The organism is Alphaproteobacteria bacterium (assembly GCA_017308135.1).
GTDB lineage: Bacteria > Pseudomonadota > Alphaproteobacteria > CACIAM-22H2 > CACIAM-22H2 > Tagaea.
In genome coordinates this window covers 39,701-58,262 of record JAFKFM010000008.1, presented here as the reverse complement: position 1 = coordinate 58,262, position 18,562 = coordinate 39,701, and the positions used below count along the sequence as shown (strand labels likewise).

The following is an 18,562-nucleotide window of genomic DNA, read 5'->3' as shown; positions in this document are numbered from 1 at the left end:
AATACGAAACGGCCGTTCAAGTTTTCCTGCGCCTTTAGAAAAACCGAACGGCCGGCGCAAGCAATCTGGATTGCGCCCCCGCCGCCATCCGCCGACAATTTTCGCGTAACCGGAGAATCAGCATGACCGACACCGCCACGATTCCGGCTTTCGACGCCAGCCCCCGCTTCGCGCCGACCCTCGAGGGGATCGCGCTGGAGCTGTGTCTGTGCGCTGAGCCCGGTTTCCCGAGCGTGGCGGCCGATTTCGGTTTTCCGGGTTGGCGGCGGATTCAGGCCGTTCTGGGCTTGCGTCCGGCGGAGGCGGAGGCCGGCCATGTTTGACGTCGCCACGCGCGAGCTGCTCGGTCTCGCCTTCAAATCCGGGATTTTCGTGGCGCTCGCCATCGGACTGGTCCGCTGGATCGGCCTTGCGGCTTAGCGGTCGCAAATAATCCTCAACCCCGACGTTAGAAGACTTCAATTCCGCGATGCAGCAAGCGGGGATACACCCGCCTTTCCTTTTGGAGGTCAAACATGTCGAATCTCAACCGCCGCACCCTGCTGGGCGGAATCGCCGCCGGTGCCGCCGCCCTCGCCGCGCCCGCGATCGCGCAAAGCCGCATCGTCGTACGCGCGGGCTATATCCCGGTGCTCGGCGGCGCGCCGCTTTTCGTCATCGACAAGGATGGCTGGGCGCGCGACGCGGGCATCGATCTGCGCCTCATTCAGTTCGACAGCGGCCCCAACATGATCCAGGCGGTCGCGTCGGGCACGCTCGAAACCTATTGGGCGGGTGTCGCCCCGCTCGCCGTCGCGCGCGCCAAGGGGCTCGATATCCGCGTCGTCGCCGCGACCGCGACCGAGGAACTCGCTTTCATCGCCGGCGGTCGCCTGCGCGAAGATATCGACGCCGCGAACGGCGATGCCGCCGCGGGCTTCAAGCGCTTCTTCGAGGCGACCAAGAAGGCCGCGCGCGTCGCCACCCAGCCCGCTGGCTCGGTGCCGAACGTCACCTTGCAGCATTGGCTGTGGGAAGTCGCGAAGATCGACCGCGCGCATGTCGAAATCGTGCCGATGGGCATCGACGCGACGCAGCAAGCCCTGCTCGCCAAGGCCGTGGACGGCGCCACGGTGCGCGAACCCGCCCTCACCATCATTCTCGACCGCGACAAGGGTGCCAAGCTGATCGCGTCGGGCGGGCAGATGCTGACCGACCAGCCCGGCGGCGTGTTCGCTGTGACCGGCGCCTTCGTGAAGTCGAATGAAGCGGCCGTGCAAAAGCTCGTCGACCTCACCGTGCGCGCAACCGATCTGCTGATCAACCAGCCCGAGCGCGCCGTGCCGTCGATCCTGGCCGTGCTCGGCCGCGGCATCGTCGACGACGCCACGGTGCTGCGCGCCCTGCGTTCGCCCGGCTCGAAATTCACCGCCGATCCGAACAAGATCGTAAAGTCGACGCAAGCCTTGCTGGAATACCAGGTGAAGGTCGGCGCCAACGATCGCGTGCCGCCGCTGGACGGGTTGTTCGACGACAGCTATTTCCGCAAAGCGCCGCGTCTGGCCGGCTGATCGTAATGACCGACGCGGCCTTGCCTTCAATCTCGCCGATCCCTTCGCGCGTAAGCGCGAAGGGCCGTGCCCGCGTGGGTAAAACCGCGCTCGGTCTCGGCGGTCTCGCGATCTTCCTGCTGCTGTGGGAAGCGGCACCGGGCTTCGGCCTGATTTCGCCGCTGCTGCTGCCCCCGCCTTCGTCGCTGCCAGGCGCGTTCTGGCGCGACGTGCAAAGCGGCGCTTGGTACGAGGCGATTTTTAACAGTCTGTCGCACTACCTCCTCGGCCTCGCGCTCGGTTCGGGCCTCGGCGTCGGCCTCGGCGTTTGGGCGGGCGTGTCGCCGCGCTTCGAATCCGCGACGTCCTATATCGTGCGCGTGCTGCGCCCGATCCCCGGCCTCGCCTGGGTCCCCTTCGCGATCATCTGGTTCGGTGTCAGCACCGGCGGCGCCACGTTCATCGTCGCGGTCGGCGTGTTCTGGATCAATTTCTACGCCGCCATCGCGGCGGTGCAGGCGGTCGACCGCGATCTGATCGAGGTCGCCGAGGCGTTCGGCCATCGCTCGATCCGCGCCAAACTCGCCAAGATCATTCTGCCCGCCGCCGCCCCCGGCATCCTGGGCGGGTTGCGCACCGGCTTGGGTCAAGCCTGGATGGCCGTCGTCGCCGCCGAATTGTTCGGCGTGCCGGGCTTGGGCCAGCGCATGATGCAGGCGTCCAGCTTGCTCGCGACCGAGATCGTCGTCGTCTACATGCTGACCATCGCGGCGCTTTACGGGCTGTGCGATTACCTGTTCGTGCTGTGGCGCGACGCTTTGTTGAAGTGGAAGCCATGACCGCCGCCATCACCCTCGACCGTCTGGGTCTATCCTTCGCCGGCGCGGATCGCACGACGCCGATCTTCGAAGCGTTCGATCTGCGCGTTTCGCGCGGCGAGTTCGTCGCCATCGTCGGCCGCTCGGGCGTGGGCAAGTCGACGCTGCTGCGCATCCTGGCGGGCCTCGCGAAGCCCAGCACGGGCAGTTTCGATCTGGCGCTGTCCGACAAAAAAGGCACGCGGCCCATCGCGCTGGTGTTCCAGGATTCGCGGCTGCTGCCCTGGCGGCGCATTCTGGCGAATGTCGAACTCGGCCTCGAAGGCCTGGGACTGTCGAAGCCCGAGCGCCGCCAGCGCGCCGAAGAGGCGCTCGCGCTTGTCGGCCTCGCCGACCAAGCCGGGAAATGGCCGCATCAGCTTTCGGGCGGTCAACGCCAGCGCGTGGCGCTTGCCCGCGCCCTGGCGGTCGATCCCGATTTGCTGCTGATGGACGAGCCTTTCGCTGCACTGGACGCGATCACGCGGCGCTTCCTGCAAGACGAGTTACTGCGCATCCGTGCGGCGACCGGCAAGACGATCCTGTTCGTCACGCACGATGTCGACGAAGCGCTCTATCTCGCCGATCGTGTGGTGCTGCTGGCGGGCTCGCCCGCCCGCGCGCGCCTCGACCGCCGGATCGACGCGGCGCACCCGCGCGCGCGCGACGCGGTCGCGTCGTCCGACCTCGCGACCGACATCCACAAAGCGCTGGAAATCTAGTTCGCGAGCGAACCTTGCGTGCTGCCCTTCACCAGGAAGGGCTCCAACAGCAGGAACAGCACCAGCATCGGCAGCAGCGACACGGCCGAGGCCGCCATTAGCGCGCCCCACTCGACGAGATACTCGCCGGTGAAGGACTGCAAGCCCACAGTCACGACCCAATTGTCGGGCTTGGAGTTCAGCGTGCGCGCGAAGACGAGATCGGCCCAGGTGACGATCGCGATATAGGCCGACGCGGCCGCGAGGCCGGGTGCAGCCAGCGGCAGCACGATATGGCGGAAAGCCTGCCATTCGTTGCAGCCGTCGATCATCGCGGCTTGTTCCAACTCGCGCGGGATCGCGTCGAAAAACCCTTTCAGCAGCCAGGTCGCGAACGGCACGGCGGTCGCCGAATTCGCCAGGATGACGCCGAGCTTCGATTCGATCAGTCCCGCCTTCGAGAACAGGATGAAGAACGGGATGATGATCAGCGAACCCGGCAGCATCTTGCTGGCGAGCAGACCGAACCCCATCGCCTGCTGCGCCTTGGTGCGGAAGCGCGACAGCGAATAGCCCGCCATCGCGCCCGTCGAAATCGTGATCGCCAGCGTGCCCGCCGTGATCATCATCGAATTCGAGATCCAGGTCAGCAGCGGCTTGCGCGCGAACACTTCGAAATACGCGGCGAAAGTGATCTCGCCCAAGGGCGGCAGCAGCGGCGGGTTGCGCGACAGCACGATTTCCGTCGGCAGGATCGACGTGATGACGATCCAATAGAACGGGAACAGCACGACGACGAGGCAGATCAGCGACGTCGCGAGCAGCAGATACGGGCGCCAGACCGGAACGGGCATCAGTGGAAATCCTTTCGGCCCCAGCGCATCGCGAGATAGGCGAGGCACGCGCACAAGATCAGCATCAGCACGCCGATCGCCGAGGCTTGCCCCATGCGGAAGAATTGGAAGGCTTCTTCGTAAACCAGCAGCGACAAGGTTTGCGTGGCGCGCGACGGGCCGCCGCCGGTGGTGGCGAAGACGAGGTCGAAATCCTTCACCACCCACAGGCCCTGCAACACGAGGGCCAGCGCGGCCGCACCGCGAATGCCGGGCCAGGTGACGTTGCGGAAAATTTGGAACGGACTGGCGCCGTCCACGCGCGCGGCCTCGTACAGCGTTTGCGGCACGGACTGCAACGCGGCCAGCAGCGTCAACGCGAAGAACGGGAAGCATTTCCAGATCGTCGGCAGGATCACCGCGAACAATGCCGTATCGCCATGGACGAACCAGGCGATATCCGTCGTGGCGAGGCCGATTTTGCGCAATTGCGCGTTCACCACGCCGTAGGAGGAGTCGAACATCCACAAAAACGCGATCGCCGCGACCACGCCGGGCACGGCCCAGGGCAGCAGCATCATGCTGCGGATCCAGCGCCGTCCGGGAAAATCGCGATTGAGCAGCAGCGCCAGCAGCAGGCCGATCAGAAACGCCGGCGCGATCGTGCCGACGGCGTAGACGACCGTGACGCCGGCCGAATGCCAGACCACGTCGTCGGTCAGCGCGCGCCAGTAATTGCCGAAGCCAAGCGGCAAGCGGTCGAGGCGCGCGACGTTCGGCGCACGCCCCACCCGCAAGCTCGTCTCCAACACCATGTAAAGCGGGTAGACGATCAACCCCGCCACGAGCAGGAACGCGGGCGCCAGAAGCCCGTACGCGATATAGGTCTGACGCCGCGCGCCCATGCCCGTTGCCCTCAAGCCAGCGGCAGCGCGCGTTCCAGCTCGCGCTGGAGATTGGCGAGCACCGTGGCCGTGGCTTCGTCGGTCGAGATCAACCGCATCATCGCGCGGCCGAACAGCGACGCGTACTCGTTATAGCCTTCCTGCAACGCCGCGTTCGTCGGGAACACCGACACGGCCGAAGCCGCCGCGTCCATGACGATCTTGAGATGCGGCAGACGCTGCGCGGCGTCCGCCGGCAACGCGCCGCGGCGCGGGGCCGGTGCCGCCGATTTCAGAATGTATTCCGACTGCCATTTCGGCGAAGCGGCGAGTTCGATGAACTTCCAAACCAGATCCTTTTTGTTGGCCGCGAGATTGGCCGGCATATGGATCGAGTTCGACGTGCCGCCCGTTTCCTTCGGGAAGGGAACGCGCGCGACCTTCAGCGAACCGCGAACGGCATCCGGCGCCTTTTCGACGAAGGCCCAGATCCACGGCCCGTCGCGCAAGAATGCGGCCTTTCCGTCGATGAACAACTGACGGCCGGTCGCCGAGTTCATGCCCGGGGGCGCGTTGCGCATCGAACGGCGATACTGCTCGACGACCGCGACGACCTGCGGGTCGGTGAAGGCGTATTTGCCGCCCTTCACCCAATCGAGGCCCTGCCCCATCAGCCACGTGCCCGCTTCGACGACCAAATTGGGATGCTCGACCGACGTGGCGACGAGGCCGAATTGGCCTTGATCGCGCTTGGTCGTCTTCTCGATGGCGTTGAGCCATTCCGCCGGGGTCGTCGGCACGCCCACGCCCGCTTCCGCCAGAAGCTTTTCGTTGTAGTACAGCACCGAGCCGTAGCCCATGAGCAGCACGCCCTGGGTCTTGCCGTCCCAGCGCATGTCGCCCTGCAACGGCGTCCAATTCTGCAGGATGTCGGTCTTGGCGATGCGATCGTCGATCGGCGCCAGCCAGCCTTGCGAGGCGAAGGCGGCGAAATTGCGCGTCGGCAAATGGACGATGTCGGGCGGGTTATTGCCCGCGAAGCGCACCGTCTGCTGCTGAACGTATTGCGCGAAGGGGATCGAATAGAGATTGATCTTCACGCCCGGATTGGCGCCTTCGAACTCCGCGATCAGCGCCTTCCACCATGTGGACACGCCGGGTTCTTCGGCCTGCCAAGACGGAAAATCGAGCGTGATCGGCGCTTGCGCATTGGCGCGCGGCAAGGCCGCGAGCGTGGCGGCGGCGGTACCGGCCGCGAGAAGAGTACGACGTTTCATGGTTTCCTCCTTTTGAGCGTTTTTTCGACTTGTTTGATATCGGCGATCAGGCGATCGGACTCGTCGAGCCCGAATTGCGTGGGCGTGTGGAACGGCGCCTTCTCGAATATCTGCGTCAGACCCAGGCGCTGCGCCATCAGGCGTTTGCCATAGGCGACAAGGCCGGGCAGCGAGCGCGTCATGAACACGATCAGCGGCAGCGCGGTCGCGTGCAGACGTTTGGCGTTTTCGATGCGCGCCAGATCGCCGCTTTGGAAATCCTCGAACAGCGCGACCTGCAACGCCACGCAATCGGGGGCCGGGATCAGCCCCGCCCCGCCGCTGCGCAGCAGCGACAGGAATTCAATCCCGCCATGACCGCCGAACGCGTCGACCGAGCCGCCCAGCGCATCGAGGACACGCGCGATTTCGACCGACCAGCCTTCGGCCTTCAGCAAGCGGATATTCGGATGCGCCTTGCACACCTCGACCAGCGCCTCGGGCGACAGGAAGGATGGCAGATTGACCGGATTGTTCTGGATCGCGACCGGCAGATCGACCTTGTCGGCGATGCCGCCGAAATGGCGCTGCAAGTCGCGCTCGGGCACGGCTGGACCCGGCGGGGGTTGCAGGATCACCCAATCCGCCCCGGCGTCCTTCGCATCCTTGGCGAATTGCACCTGACCTGCCACGTCCGGCTCGGCGATCGTCACCGCATAGGGCACGCGCTTGGCGATCTTCTTGCCGACGACGTGAACGAGATGCAGGCGTTCGGCGGTCGTCAGCTTGTTCACTTCGGTGACGAGGCCCAGCACCGTGATCCCGTGCGCGCCTGCGTCCAGGCAATGCTCGACTTGCGCTTCCATCGCCGCATCGTCCAGCGTGCCGTTCTCGCGGAAGAACGCGTAGAGGACGGGATAGATGCCGGAATAGCGCATCGCCTAGCCGATCACGTAATCGAACACGGACGAATGCGGCTCGACGCCCAGGCCGGGACCTTCCGGTAGAATATAATGGCCCTTCTCGCAGCCCATTTTGCCGGTCACGAATTTCAGGTTCTTGTCGAAAATCGAGTGCTGATATTCGTGATACGGCACGCGCTTCAACGCCGCCGTCGCCTGCAAACTCGCCGCCATGAACACGCCGATGCCGATCGACGCATGCGGGATCGTGTCGACATGGAAGGCGTGCGCCAAGCGCCCGATATGCAGGAATTCGGTGATACCGGTATGGCCCATCTCGGGCTGGATGATCGTCATCGTGCGCTTTTCGAAGCGCGGGCGATATTCGAACACCGTGCGCAATTCCTCGCCCAGCGCCAGCGGGCAACCGATGCCGCGCGCGACGATGGTCTGGCCTTCGAGGTCTTCGGGCTCGCACGGCGCTTCGGCGAAATAGAGGTTGTATGATTCGAGACGCCGAATGAGGCGCACCGCCTCCGCCGACGTGAACTTCCAATGCAGATCGACCATCAGATCGATCCCCGGCCCGACCGCCTCGCGCAACGCCGCCATTTCGGCGACGATGCCTTCGTCGGACACGGCGGCGGCGAATTTGATGCCCTTATAGCCTTTGCGCACCCATTCGACCGCCAAGTCGCAGCGTTCCTTCAGCGTCGCCTTGGGCAAGCCCGAGACGTAAGCGGGCAGCGACGCATGACGCCGTCCGCCGAGAAGTGCGGACACGGGCAGGCCCGTCTGCTTGCCGTAAAGATCCCACACGGCGATATCGACGCCCGCAAGACTGTCGACGTAATAGCCGCCGAAGAAGCCACGCACGCGCATCAGATCGTAGAGGTCTTCGTGCAGCACCACGGGTTCGGCGGGATTGCGCCCGACCATGACGGGACCGAGCACGTCGTCGATGATCGCCTTCACCGCATGCGGGGCGACGATGCCGTAGGTTTCGCCCCAGCCGATCTTGCCGCTTTCCGACGTGATCTTGATCAGCATCGACATGTCGCTGCTGGGATAGATCGAGCGATTGCCCTTGCGGATCAGATAGCCCTTTTCGTTGATCTTCTCGCCCTCGCGCAACGGTCCGAGATACGGCACGTCGCGCGGGATGGAGATGATGAAGGTTTCGACCTTCTTGATCGCGTCGAAGCTCATTGCGCGGCCTCACGAACCGGATGGCGGTTGAACAGATCGGCGGCTTCCGCGATCAACGCGGCGAGTTCCACATTGTCGCCCGCATCGGGGACGGGCCCGGCGGCGCGCGACGCGTTGGACCCGACCAGCCCGCGCGCTTGCAGCACGGTCTTGGTCATGCGTACGCGGAAGGTTTGCTGGAACAGCAGCAGCGGCAGCGTGCGCGAATAAAGATAGCGCGCTTTCTTCGTATCGCCCGTCTCGAACGCGCGCACGATATCGACATGCACGTCGGCCATTTCGGTCGCGGGCATCGTGCCCGCAGCGCCGCGCACGAGTTCGTCGATCAAATAACGCGCCCCTGCCCCGCCGAACACGCCGTCGAGCTTGCCGCCCGCCGCCGCGAGGATCTTCGTCACATGCTGGCCGCAGGGCAGCGTTTCTTCCTTCACGTAGCGCACGGTCGGAACCGCCAATGCCACCTGCACGACCGCCTCGGGCTTGAGCCCCGCACCGTTCGGCGCCGGCGCGTTCTGCAACATGATCGGGATCGGGCAGTTCTTGGCGACTTGGGCATAGAACGCGATATGCGCCGCGACATCTTGGCCCGCTTTGGCGGGCGCCATGATCATCGCGGCCGACGCACCGGCTTCCGCCCCTTCGCGCGCGCGTGCCGCCGCTTCGTCCGGATCGGCGGCACTCGCCCCCACGACGAATTTGATCCGTCCGCGCAGCGCCTTGCCGAGTGCCGTTACCGCCGCCGCGCGTTCGGCCGAGGTCAGCGTTTCGACCTCGCTAGCCATGCCGGGATAGACGAAACCGTCGGCGCCGGATTCCACGGCGAATTCCAGCAAGCGCAGCAGCGACGCCGTATCGACCGCGCCCTTCGCGTCGAACGGGGTCGGCAGAACGGGGAAAACGCCTTTCAGTTTGCTCATTTCACGGCTCCGGCGGTCACGCCTTGGATGAACCAGCGTTGCAGGAATGCGAACGCGACGACGATGGGGGACGACGCGACCAGCGACGCGGCCATCGCCCCGCCCCAATCCGCGTTGACTTCGTTGAGATAGGACAGCAGCAGGCCCGGCCCAATCGTGCGCTTGTCCTCCGACACGATCAGCGTCAGCGAATAGAGCAGATCGTTCCACGACCACATGAAGCCGTAGAGGAACACGGTGACGAGCGCGGGTACGGAGACCGGCAGCACGATCGTATGGAAGATGCGCAGTTCCCCCGCCCCGTCGGCGCGCGCGGCTTCGATCAACTCGCTCGGCACCTGGGTGAAGTAGCTGTAGAGCATGTAGGTCGATACCGGCAGCGCGAACACGATGTAGGACAGCGTGAGGCCGAGATGCGTGTCGATGAGACCGAGTTCCGTGACCAGCGGATAAAGGCTGATCAGCAGCAGGCCGAACGGAAACACCTGTGCGGACAGCAGCAGCAGCATCGTCCAGCGCCGGCCGGCATAGCGGAACTTGGCGAAGGAATAGCCCGCATACATCGCCAGCATCGTGTTGAGCGCCGCCGCCGAGCCCGACACGACCAGACTGTTGCGCAGCTGATCGAGCAAGCGGCCGCGCCCGAACGCGGTGACGAAATTGTCGAGCACGGGCGCGTTCGGCCACAAGGTCGGGATGATGCGATAGAGCTCGGCGTTGCCCTTGAAGGCCGAAATCGTCAGCCAATAGATCGGGAAGAACAGGAACAGCGCGATCGCGCCGAGGACCAGCGTGAAAACGACACGTGCGCTGGGCGAAGAAAGATCGAGCATCACACGCCCCGCAACAGATGACGCAGATAATAGGCGGCAGCCGGCAGGATCGTCGCGACCCACAGCAAGCCGATCGCCGAGGCGAGGCCCGTATCCCACTGATCGAAGGCGCGGCGATACACCTCGATCGACAGCACGGCGGTCGCGCGCACGGGACCGCCGCCGGTCAACGCATAGATCGTGTCGAAATGCTGCAAGTTCCCGATCACGCCCAGCACGATCACGACCAACAACACCGGCCGCAAATGCGGCAACACATGATCACGCAACACAGGCCAATTCCCGGCGCCATCGACGCGCGCGGCTTCGATCTGTTCGCGGTCGAGGCTTTGCAGGCCCGCCAGGAAGAAGGTCATGAATAACGGGATCGACAGCCACACTTTGGTGACGACGACGGCGGCCATCGCGCCATTGGGCGTGGACAGCCATGCGGTCGGATGGTCGATCAAACCGAGTTCCAGGAACAGTGCGTTCAGCAGACCGTAGCGACTATTGAAGATCCAGCCCCACACGAACGCCGACACGGTCGACGGCAACACCCAAGGGATCAGCGAAATCGCACGGATGGCACCGCGCCCTCGGAAAGGCTGATTGAGGATCATCGCCCAGGCGAAGCCGAGCAAAACGGTAAAACCCGTCGCCAGGCCGACATAGATTCCGGTCGTGATGAAGCTGCCGAGAATTTCCGGCGTGGACAGGATCATCCGGAAATTGTCGAGGCCGATGAAGCGTGGCACCGGCGTTTGCAGATCGTAGCGCGTGAACGCGTAACCAAGTGCCCGCAGGAACGGCCACGCGATCACGGTCCCGAACGCGATCAGGGCGGGTGCGAGGAACAGCAGCCCGACGCGCCGCTCCCCCGCTTTCAGCCCGCCCCATCGCGCGGCGGACGAGATGCGCGGCGGCGGCATTTCACCGCCCGCCGCCGCGTTTCCCGTGACTTGCGTCATGCCCGCCTCAGCCCCGGCGCGCCATCGACTGTTCCATACGCGACTGTATGGCGTCGACCGCGGCATTGGCGTTCTTCTGGCCGAGCAACGCGGCCTGCATTTCCTCGCTGAGGATCGTCGAGAGTTCCGGCCCGTTCGACCACACGCCGATCTCGTGCTTGCGCGTCACACCGACGGCGGCGGCCCAATCCTTGAGGAAGTTGTCGTTGCGCACCACGGCCGAGTTGCGGCCCGACTTCGTCGTCGGCAAGCCGCCCAGCTGCAGCGGCAACGTCGTCTGCACGCCGTCGCTGATGAAGTTGCGCAGCCAGCGCACGGCGGGCGCATCCGCCGCCACCGGCGCCGTCGCGAACATCGAGATCACCTGGCCCCATTCGACCGAACGCGGGGAATCGCCCGCGCGCAGGATCGGCGTCTTCATCGGCAGCACGAAGGCGTCGGCCGCCTCGCCGCGACCGGAGAAGCTGCGCGCGAAGGTGCGCGCGGCCGGCGCGTCGATGTAGAAGGCGCAAGTCCCTTGCGCGAACAGGCGGCGCGCGTCGGGACGGTCGATTTCCGGCGCCACCAAGCGGTCGCGCATCAGGCCGGCGATGAATTCGAACGCCGCGCGCGTCGCGGGCGAATTCGCGACGACCTTGCCTTCGTCGTCCACCAAACGGCCGCCATGCGCCCAGACGAGAAGCATGAGGTCGAGCGGGATCGAGCTCGGATTCTTGGTCGCCATGCCGAACGGCACCGAGTTGGGCACCTTGTCGCGCACCGCGAGCAACGCGGCGCGGAACTCGTCGATCGTCTCCGGCACCTTGGCGATACCGGCCTTGGCCATCACTTCCTTGTTGGCGACGAAACCGACCGAGCCGGAGATCAACGGCAGGCCGACGATCTTGCCGCCGACGAGGCCGAGACCCAAAGCGCCCGGATCGATCGCTTCTTCGATCGCCGGACGGCCCAGCAGCGCGCCGATATCGACGGTTTCCTGCATCTGGGCGATCGCGGGCAGCCAGCGGTCCTGGATCTGCGCGGTCTGCGGCAAGGTGCGCGAACGCTGGCGCAGCAGGATATTGCGCTGCATGTCGCCCCAGGCCGAACCGATCGGCTCGACAGTGATGCCGCTCGAACCCTTGAAGTCCTCGACCACCTTCTGGATGAAGGGGCGGTTCGGGTCTTCGGCGAAGTTGAAGCTCATGAACGTGACGTTCGCGCCTTGCGCGCGAACGAGCGACGGCATGGCGAGCGAGGCCGCACCGGCCGCACCCAACGCGACGAAGTTTCTACGATTGATCTTCATGTTTCCTCTCCCGAGTGGGTTTGTCGTTTTGGTAGGCGCGGCTAAACGACGCCGCCGTCGATCACGTAGGTCTGGCCCGACGCGCGGCGGGCTTCCGCCGACGCGAGCCAAAGAGCGAGCCGCGATACGTCCGCGGGCTCCAACGGTTCCTTGATGCACTGCCGTTCCAGATAACGCGCGAGCTTGGCCGGATCGTCGGCTTGCGCGCGCGCGGTTTGCTTCTCCGTCCAGATCATGCCGGGGGCGATCGAGTTAACGCGAATGCCCAGCGGCCCGAATTCGCGCGCCAGCGATTTGGTCATGCCCATCACCGCGGATTTCGCGGTCGTATAGGCGATCAAACCAGCGGCGCCGAACATCCAGGAAATCGAGCTGAGATTGACGATCGATCCCCCGCCCGCCTGTTGCATGCCGGGCGCAACGGCTTGGGCGGCAAAGAACTGGTGACGCAGATTGACCGCCATGCGGTCGTCCCAATAATCGGGCTCGACCTGATCGGCGGGCAAACGCGCATCGTCGCCCGCGTTGTTAATCAACACGCGGAACGCACCCAGCTTCGTCGCGAGATCGGCGATGCCGTGGCGCAAGGCCGCGACGTCGCGCAGATCGATCTTCAACGTCGCCACTTGTTTGGCACCATCGCGCTTGGCATCGGCGGAAATCTGCGCCAGCCCCGCTTCGTTGATGTCGATCAAGCCAAGCTTCGCCTTCTGGCGCGCGAAATGCGCCGTCAGCGACGCGCCGATTCCCGACGCCGCCCCCGTGATCAGCACGGGCAGGTTTTCGAGATCGGGATAGACCGCGCTCATGCCGATACCCGCAAGCCATCGGCCGTGAAGCGATGGATGTCGTTGGCGTCGATCGTCAAGCCGACGCGCGCACCGACCGAAACGTCGCGCCGTCCGTCGAGGCGCACGATCACCGTTTCGGACGCCCCCTCGACGGCCACATGCGCGAACAGATCGCTGCCCAGATGTTCGACCAGCCGCACATCGCCCGAAAGCTTGGCATCGCGGGTATCGACCAGCTTCAAATCCTCGGGGCGCAGCCCCACTTCCGCCGCGCGGTCGCCCAGCAAACCGCCTTGCAGCAGATTCATGCGCGGCGAGCCGATGAAGCGCGCCACGAAGCGGTTGGCGGGTTTGCGATAGAGATCGAGCGGCCGTCCGACTTGTTCGAGGCGGCCCGCATTCATCACCACGATCTTGTCGGCAAGCGTCATCGCTTCCGTCTGATCATGGGTCACGTAGATCATCGTCGTGCCCAGGCGCTGCTTCAGCGCCGCGATTTCCGCGCGCATATCGACGCGCAGCGATGCGTCGAGATTGGACAGCGGCTCGTCGAACAGGAAGATGCGCGGTTCGCGCACGATGGCGCGGCCGATCGCCACGCGCTGGCGCTGACCGCCGGACAATTGGCGCGGCTTGCGCTCGAGCAGCGGCGTCAAGCGCAGAATTTCGGCGGCGGCCCCCACGCGCTTGTCGATCTCGGCGCGCGGCGTATCGGCCAAACGCAGCGCGTAACCCATGTTTTGCGCCACGCTCATATGCGGATAGAGCGCGTAGGATTGGAACACCATCGCGATGCCGCGCTTGGCGGGCGGCACGTCGTTGACGATCTCGCCGTCGATGGCGAGCGTGCCTTCGTCGATTTCGTCGAGACCGCAGATCAGGCGCAGCAGCGTGGATTTGCCACAACCCGACGGGCCGACGAAGACGGTGAATTCGCCGTCGCCGATCTCGAGATCGATGCCGTGCAGCACCTTGGCGGGGCCGAAACTCTTCTTGATGCCGGAAAGCTGAAGACGCGCCATGTATGGATCACCCTGCGAACGGCGTATCGGCTTGGCCGCGCACGCCGGCGCGCAACGCGAACACGCCGCCCGACAGCGGCGCCTCCGCGAGCTGGCGTTGCGACATGCGGATACGCGCCGTCGTAATGTAAAGCGTCGAAAGATCGGGCCCGCCGAAGCAGCAGCTCGTCGGGCGCGGGACCGGCAGCGTGACGACGCGGTCGACCTTGCCGTCGGGGTCGTAGCGCGTGACGCACCAGCCGTCCCAATGGGCACTCCACACGAAGCCTTCCGCGTCGACCGTCAGCCCGTCGGGAATGCCCGCATTCTCCGGCAATTGCACGAAGACGCGCCGATTGGCGATTTCGCCGCCATCGAGATCGAAATCATAGACATAGATGCGGCGCGCGCCGGAATCGGTGAAGTAAAACCGCCTGTCGTCCGGGCTCCAGCCCAAACCGTTCGAGATGTGGATGCCCTTCCCCATCGTCGCGACTTTGCCGTCGGCGTCGAGACGATACAGCGCGCCCTCGCCCGGCGCGGTGGTGATCGCCAGCGTGCCGGCCCAAAACCGCCCGCGCCGGTCGCATTTGCCGTCGTTGAAACGGTTGCCGGGTTTGCCCGCTTCGGGATGCGCGATCGGCGTCAGCGTGTCCGACGACCAGTCGAAGGTCTTGAAGCCGTTCTGCGTCGCAGCGAGGAACCCGCCGCGCGCGCGCGGCACGGCCGCACCGATCAATTCGGGCATCGGCTTCGATACGAACTGACCGCTTTCGGGATCCGCGAGGATCACCGAGGGCGCCAAGATATCGACGAACAGCAAGCGCTTGTCGGCGGCGGACCACACCGGGCCTTCGCCCAGGAAGCAGCTCGACGGCACGGCGCAGCGCAAATCGTCGCGCGCGGGACCCAGCGGGCGGGGATTGATGGAGATCGACATGGCGAGCTGGCCGACATTGCCCGAGACGCGGCGCGCGGCTTCGATCGCGTCGCGGCCCAGGGCGTGAAGCCGGTCCACGCCCATGCGATAGGACGGCCCGACGATCGCGATCGCGCCGATGGCGATCGCGCGGTGATCGAAAATGGGGGCGGCGACCGAACTGATATCGGCATGCTGCTCGCCGAACGAAACGGCGTAGCCGCGCCCCTTGGTGAGTTCGAGCTCGCGCGCGAATTCGATCGGATCGACGATCGTGTTCGGCGTGAAGCGTTCCAGCGACAGGCGGCTGACCATCGTCTGGCGATGCTGGGGATCGAGATGGGCGACGATCGCCTTCCCCGCCCCGCTGGCATGGGCGGCAACGCGCGCGCCCACGCCCAGCCCCAAGCGCACGGCCTGGGCGCTGTCGCGCTGGTCGATATAAAGGACGGACGTGTCGTCGAGCACGGCGAGGCGCACGGCCTCTCCGGTCAAATCCGCGAGCCGCGCGAGTTCGGGCGACGCGGCCCCGCGCAGATCGAATTCGTTCCACACGCGATGGGCCATGCGGAAAAGGCGGAAGCCGAGCCGATAGGTCTGGTCGCGCTCGTCGACGCGCAGCAGCCCCGCTTCGACCAGCGTCGCCAACATGCGATGCGCGGTCGGTTTGGACAGACCCGATTGCTCGGCGATCTCGACGAAGCGCAGCGGCTTGTCGCTTTCGGCGACGATGTCGAGCAGCGACAGCCCCCGGCGCAACGCCTGCGCACCCGGGATTTCCCGCGCGGCTTCGCCGTCACCATTCTCGACCACGCTGAGCGTACGACCGGACATTTCACTCCCATTACGGCGTGTGCCCGCCGCAGGAGTTCCATATGACGGATATGAATTTCATGTCAATGCGACAATCGCAGAAAGTCGAGCACGAGCGCGGAGAAATCATAACTTTGTCGTTATTTTTCTAGATATTACGACATAATCATAAAGTTAATTAGCAAGCCGCAACGGATCCCCCCTCATCCGGCGGTAAGGCTTCGGGGCCGACGACATTGCGGAATCGAAGCCCGGCCATGCCGAATCACGCCGCAACGGGTAAGCGCGTCGGCCGAAAAAATCGCAGGCTTGATCGAAACGATTCAGCGCGGCTTGGCCGGGCGCTCGCGCAGATAACGCAGCAATCCCGGATGATAATCGACGACGCGGTTTTCGTTCAAAAACTCGACACGCGTTTCGCTCGCGAAGGGATGGATTTCCGTGGCGGGATCGGGCGTATCTAAAATCGCTTTGACGATCGCCAGCGCCGTTTCCTCCGGCAGGTCCTTGTTCACGACCAGCAGATTCCAAGACGCCACTGTGGCGAACGGCCGCGCCTGACCGCGATAGGTATTCGCCGGCACGATCGCGGGCGTGAGATAGGGATAGCGCGTGGTCAATCCCGCGATGTCCCAAGCGGACAGCCCGATCACACGCGCCCCGCCGTTTTCGGTCACGTCGGCGATGGCGGGAATGGGGCTGCGCGCGCCCACCCACAACGCGTCGATCCCGCCATCGAGCAATGCCGCGCCGAGATTCGCGATCGTCCCGTTGACGAACACGGGCTTGAGATAAAGATCCTTCGCGGCGACCGCGAACAGCAATTCGTCGGTCCCGCCCGCCGGTCCGACGCCGACGCGTTTGCGATCGAGATCGAGGATGCGGCCGATATCGGAATCGCCGCGAACCGCGATCTGGTAGGTGCTGCGGAACGCGGGCAACAACGCACGGATATTGGCGTAGTTGCGCCCTTGCGCGAAACCCGTCGCCGTCGCGGCCTCCTGCACCGTCGGCAGAAAGGCGAGGCCGATCGCGTTCGCTTCGCGTTGCACGGCCGTCAGATTGGCGATCGATCCGCCCGATTCGACGGCGCGCACGCGCAACGCTCGATCGCGACTTAGAAATGACGCCAAGCCTTGCGCGTAAGGCAAAAATGCGCCGCCCGCAGCGCCGCCATACAGCGACAATTCGCCGCTGCCCTGCGCGCGCGCCGGGCCCTGCGTCACCAGCGCCGCGCAGGCTGCCATGATCAACACGCAACGCTTGAAACGATGGAAAAGCATAGCGGCGATCATATCGCGAAACATTTCGTCCGGCATTAGCTAGTTCCGACGAATGTTTCGACCTTCCCAACTCCGCTCCTTCGCGGACCCTGAACTGGCGCCCTCGCCGTATGTATTCTTGCGACTGGATGCGGTGTCGCGACACCGGTCTTCCTTGACGGTGGCCGGTGCGCGCGCCAATTGAGCGTCGCATGACTGACGTTACTTTTGATTCGACGAATCGCCGTTTCGCCTGGCCGAAGATCGCCAGCGAACCCGTGCGCGCACTCGCAACGCATTGGTCGATTCTGGCCAAGAATGGCCAAGCGCCGTTGCGCGAGCGCTTTACGCCGCTCGACCTTCCCGCGCGTAGTTGGAAAAATCTGTTTCTGCTGGATTTCCACGCGCAATCGCGGGAGTTCATCGTGCGCGTTCACGGAACCTATCTGGTCGAGGCGACGGGCGCGGACTTCACCGGCCTGCGCATGAACGAGTCGGAAATACCCGGCTGCACGCGCCGCGCGTTATTTGGTCTTCTGCAGCGCATCGCCGCCGACGGCGCGCCGCAATACTACAAAGGCGAAACTTTGTTCCGGCCGCCGAACTGGATGCGCAACGTCGAGCAGGCGCTGTGTCCGTTGGCGGACGAAGACGGGCGATTGGCCGCGGTCATCGGCGCCGCGGAGTTCGCGCCGATGGGCAAACCCGCCGAAGCGGCCCTCGCCGAACTGTAGTCGCGCTTAGCCGTTCGACCAGGCTTGCGCGATCGCATCCGTCGTCGTGCGCCACACATCCGCATGGGCCGTTCCGATATGGCGTAGCGCATCGCGTAGCGCGCGCAGCCTGAAGGGCTGACCGGCGACATAGGCGTGCAACGCGACGCCCATCACAAGACAGGGCCCCGACGCGGCTTGCGCACGCATCTCGTCGAACTGCGCCACGATCATATCCGCGAACTCGCTCGCCGAATGTCGGCGCGCGACGATGGCGTTCGAATCGTTCAACTCCTGCGGATACGGCACGGTCAGCAAGTCGCCCGCGCGCGTCGCCAACGCGACCGGTTGATCGTCCATGCACCAGTCGAGCGAATAGCCGAATCCCGCTTCGCGCAACAAATCGGGCGTATGCGCAGTCTCCGCGATCCAAGGGCCGAGCCAGCCTTGTGGCGCTTTGCCTTCTCGCTCGGCGATGGCGTCACGCGCCTCGGCGATCAGCGCGCACTCACCAGCTTCGTCGAGACCCGCCTGGCTTTCGCTGTTGGTGCGGCCATGCGCGACGATCGCCGCACCCGCGTCGCGATAGGCGGCGACGAGCGGCGCATGGCGATCGTATATCGCGGAATTGACCAGCAGCGATGGCGGCAATCCGCATTCCTTGAACAGGTCGAGCAGCCGCCACGCGCCCACGCGATTGCCGTATTCGCGCCACGACCAATTCAAAACGTCGGGCTGACCGGAGCCCGGCACGATATCCTCGCTCAAGCCCTCGCCGAACGCATAGCTTTCGAGATTGAGCGCCACGTAGACCGCGAGTTTCGCCCCGCCCGGCCAAGTGCCGACGGGGCGATGCGGCAGCGGCGTGTCGTCGAACCGGCCCGGATGCGCCAACCGCTTCATC

General features: G+C 65.0%; 19 protein-coding genes. 5 read left to right on the top strand and 14 right to left on the bottom strand.

The annotated features are described in order from the left end of the window. Positions 1–122 precede the first annotated feature (122 nt). The 4 genes from J0H39_08470 (at position 123) to J0H39_08455 (ending at position 3,108) form a co-directional block, all read left to right on the top strand. The gene (locus J0H39_08470) at positions 123–323 is read left to right on the top strand and encodes a hypothetical protein (GenBank protein MBN9496776.1); all 201 of its coding nucleotides are present in this window, start codon (positions 123–125) and stop codon (positions 321–323) included. 192 nt (positions 324–515) lie between these two features. Beyond that, positions 516–1,550 (top strand): ABC transporter substrate-binding protein, encoded by a 1,035-nt coding sequence (locus tag J0H39_08465; protein MBN9496775.1) that lies wholly within the window; start codon positions 516–518, stop codon positions 1,548–1,550. 5 nt (positions 1,551–1,555) lie between these two features. Beyond that, on the top strand, positions 1,556–2,368 hold the full coding sequence (locus J0H39_08460) for an ABC transporter permease subunit (protein ID MBN9496774.1): 813 nt from the start codon (positions 1,556–1,558) through the stop codon (positions 2,366–2,368). After that, entirely contained in the window at positions 2,365–3,108 is a 744-nt protein-coding gene (locus J0H39_08455; protein MBN9496773.1) for an ABC transporter ATP-binding protein, read from the top strand. The genes J0H39_08460 and J0H39_08455 overlap by 4 nt, the downstream gene beginning before the upstream one ends. Here the strand turns inward: J0H39_08455 and J0H39_08450 are convergent. From J0H39_08450 to J0H39_08390, 13 genes are all read right to left on the bottom strand, one after another. Continuing rightward, a complete protein-coding gene (locus J0H39_08450) occupies positions 3,105–3,941 on the bottom strand; it encodes a carbohydrate ABC transporter permease (GenBank protein ID MBN9496772.1) in 837 nt (278 codons plus the stop codon). The genes J0H39_08455 and J0H39_08450 overlap by 4 nt on opposite strands. After that, a complete protein-coding gene (locus tag J0H39_08445; GenBank protein ID MBN9496771.1) occupies positions 3,941–4,825 on the bottom strand; it encodes a sugar ABC transporter permease in 885 nt (294 codons plus the stop codon). The genes J0H39_08450 and J0H39_08445 overlap by 1 nt, the downstream gene beginning before the upstream one ends. Before the next feature lie 11 nt (positions 4,826–4,836). Then, entirely contained in the window at positions 4,837–6,081 is a 1,245-nt protein-coding gene (locus tag J0H39_08440) for a sugar ABC transporter substrate-binding protein (protein ID MBN9496770.1), read from the bottom strand. Further along, entirely contained in the window at positions 6,078–6,998 is a 921-nt protein-coding gene (locus J0H39_08435; GenBank protein MBN9496769.1) for a dihydrodipicolinate synthase family protein, read from the bottom strand. The genes J0H39_08440 and J0H39_08435 overlap by 4 nt, the downstream gene beginning before the upstream one ends. 3 nt (positions 6,999–7,001) lie before the next feature. Beyond that, the gene (locus J0H39_08430; GenBank protein MBN9496768.1) at positions 7,002–8,171 is read right to left on the bottom strand and encodes a mandelate racemase/muconate lactonizing enzyme family protein; all 1,170 of its coding nucleotides are present in this window, start codon (positions 8,169–8,171) and stop codon (positions 7,002–7,004) included. Continuing rightward, positions 8,168–9,088 (bottom strand): dihydrodipicolinate synthase family protein, encoded by a 921-nt coding sequence (locus J0H39_08425; GenBank protein ID MBN9496767.1) that lies wholly within the window; start codon positions 9,086–9,088, stop codon positions 8,168–8,170. Before J0H39_08425 ends, J0H39_08430 begins: the two co-directional genes overlap by 4 nt. Beyond that, the gene (locus J0H39_08420; GenBank protein ID MBN9496766.1) at positions 9,085–9,921 is read right to left on the bottom strand and encodes a carbohydrate ABC transporter permease; all 837 of its coding nucleotides are present in this window, start codon (positions 9,919–9,921) and stop codon (positions 9,085–9,087) included. Before J0H39_08420 ends, J0H39_08425 begins: the two co-directional genes overlap by 4 nt. Beyond that, a complete protein-coding gene (locus J0H39_08415; protein MBN9496765.1) occupies positions 9,921–10,871 on the bottom strand; it encodes a sugar ABC transporter permease in 951 nt (316 codons plus the stop codon). The genes J0H39_08420 and J0H39_08415 overlap by 1 nt, the downstream gene beginning before the upstream one ends. Before the next feature lie 7 nt (positions 10,872–10,878). Then, positions 10,879–12,159, bottom strand: a complete 1,281-nt coding sequence (locus J0H39_08410) for an extracellular solute-binding protein (protein ID MBN9496764.1) — start codon at positions 12,157–12,159, stop codon at positions 10,879–10,881. A 41-nt stretch (positions 12,160–12,200) separates the two neighbouring features. After that, the gene (locus J0H39_08405; protein ID MBN9496763.1) at positions 12,201–12,968 is read right to left on the bottom strand and encodes an SDR family oxidoreductase; all 768 of its coding nucleotides are present in this window, start codon (positions 12,966–12,968) and stop codon (positions 12,201–12,203) included. Next, positions 12,965–13,972, bottom strand: a complete 1,008-nt coding sequence (gene ugpC, locus J0H39_08400; GenBank protein ID MBN9496762.1) for a sn-glycerol-3-phosphate ABC transporter ATP-binding protein UgpC — start codon at positions 13,970–13,972, stop codon at positions 12,965–12,967. Before ugpC ends, J0H39_08405 begins: the two co-directional genes overlap by 4 nt. A 7-nt stretch (positions 13,973–13,979) precedes the next feature. After that, complete coding sequence (locus J0H39_08395) at positions 13,980–15,704, bottom strand: SMP-30/gluconolactonase/LRE family protein (protein MBN9496761.1); 1,725 nt, start codon at positions 15,702–15,704, stop codon at positions 13,980–13,982. Positions 15,705–16,006: 302 nt separating this feature from the next. After that, a complete protein-coding gene (locus J0H39_08390) occupies positions 16,007–16,966 on the bottom strand; it encodes a TAXI family TRAP transporter solute-binding subunit (GenBank protein MBN9496760.1) in 960 nt (319 codons plus the stop codon). A gap of 191 nt (positions 16,967–17,157) precedes the next feature. Between J0H39_08390 and J0H39_08385 the strand changes: the two genes are divergently transcribed. Next, a complete protein-coding gene (locus J0H39_08385; protein MBN9496759.1) occupies positions 17,158–17,679 on the top strand; it encodes a PAS domain-containing protein in 522 nt (173 codons plus the stop codon). 6 nt (positions 17,680–17,685) lie between these two features. Here J0H39_08385 and J0H39_08380 read toward each other — a convergent pair whose 3' ends face one another. Next, a complete protein-coding gene (locus tag J0H39_08380; GenBank protein MBN9496758.1) occupies positions 17,686–18,561 on the bottom strand; it encodes a polysaccharide deacetylase family protein in 876 nt (291 codons plus the stop codon). Between the last annotated feature and the right edge of the window lies 1 nt (position 18,562).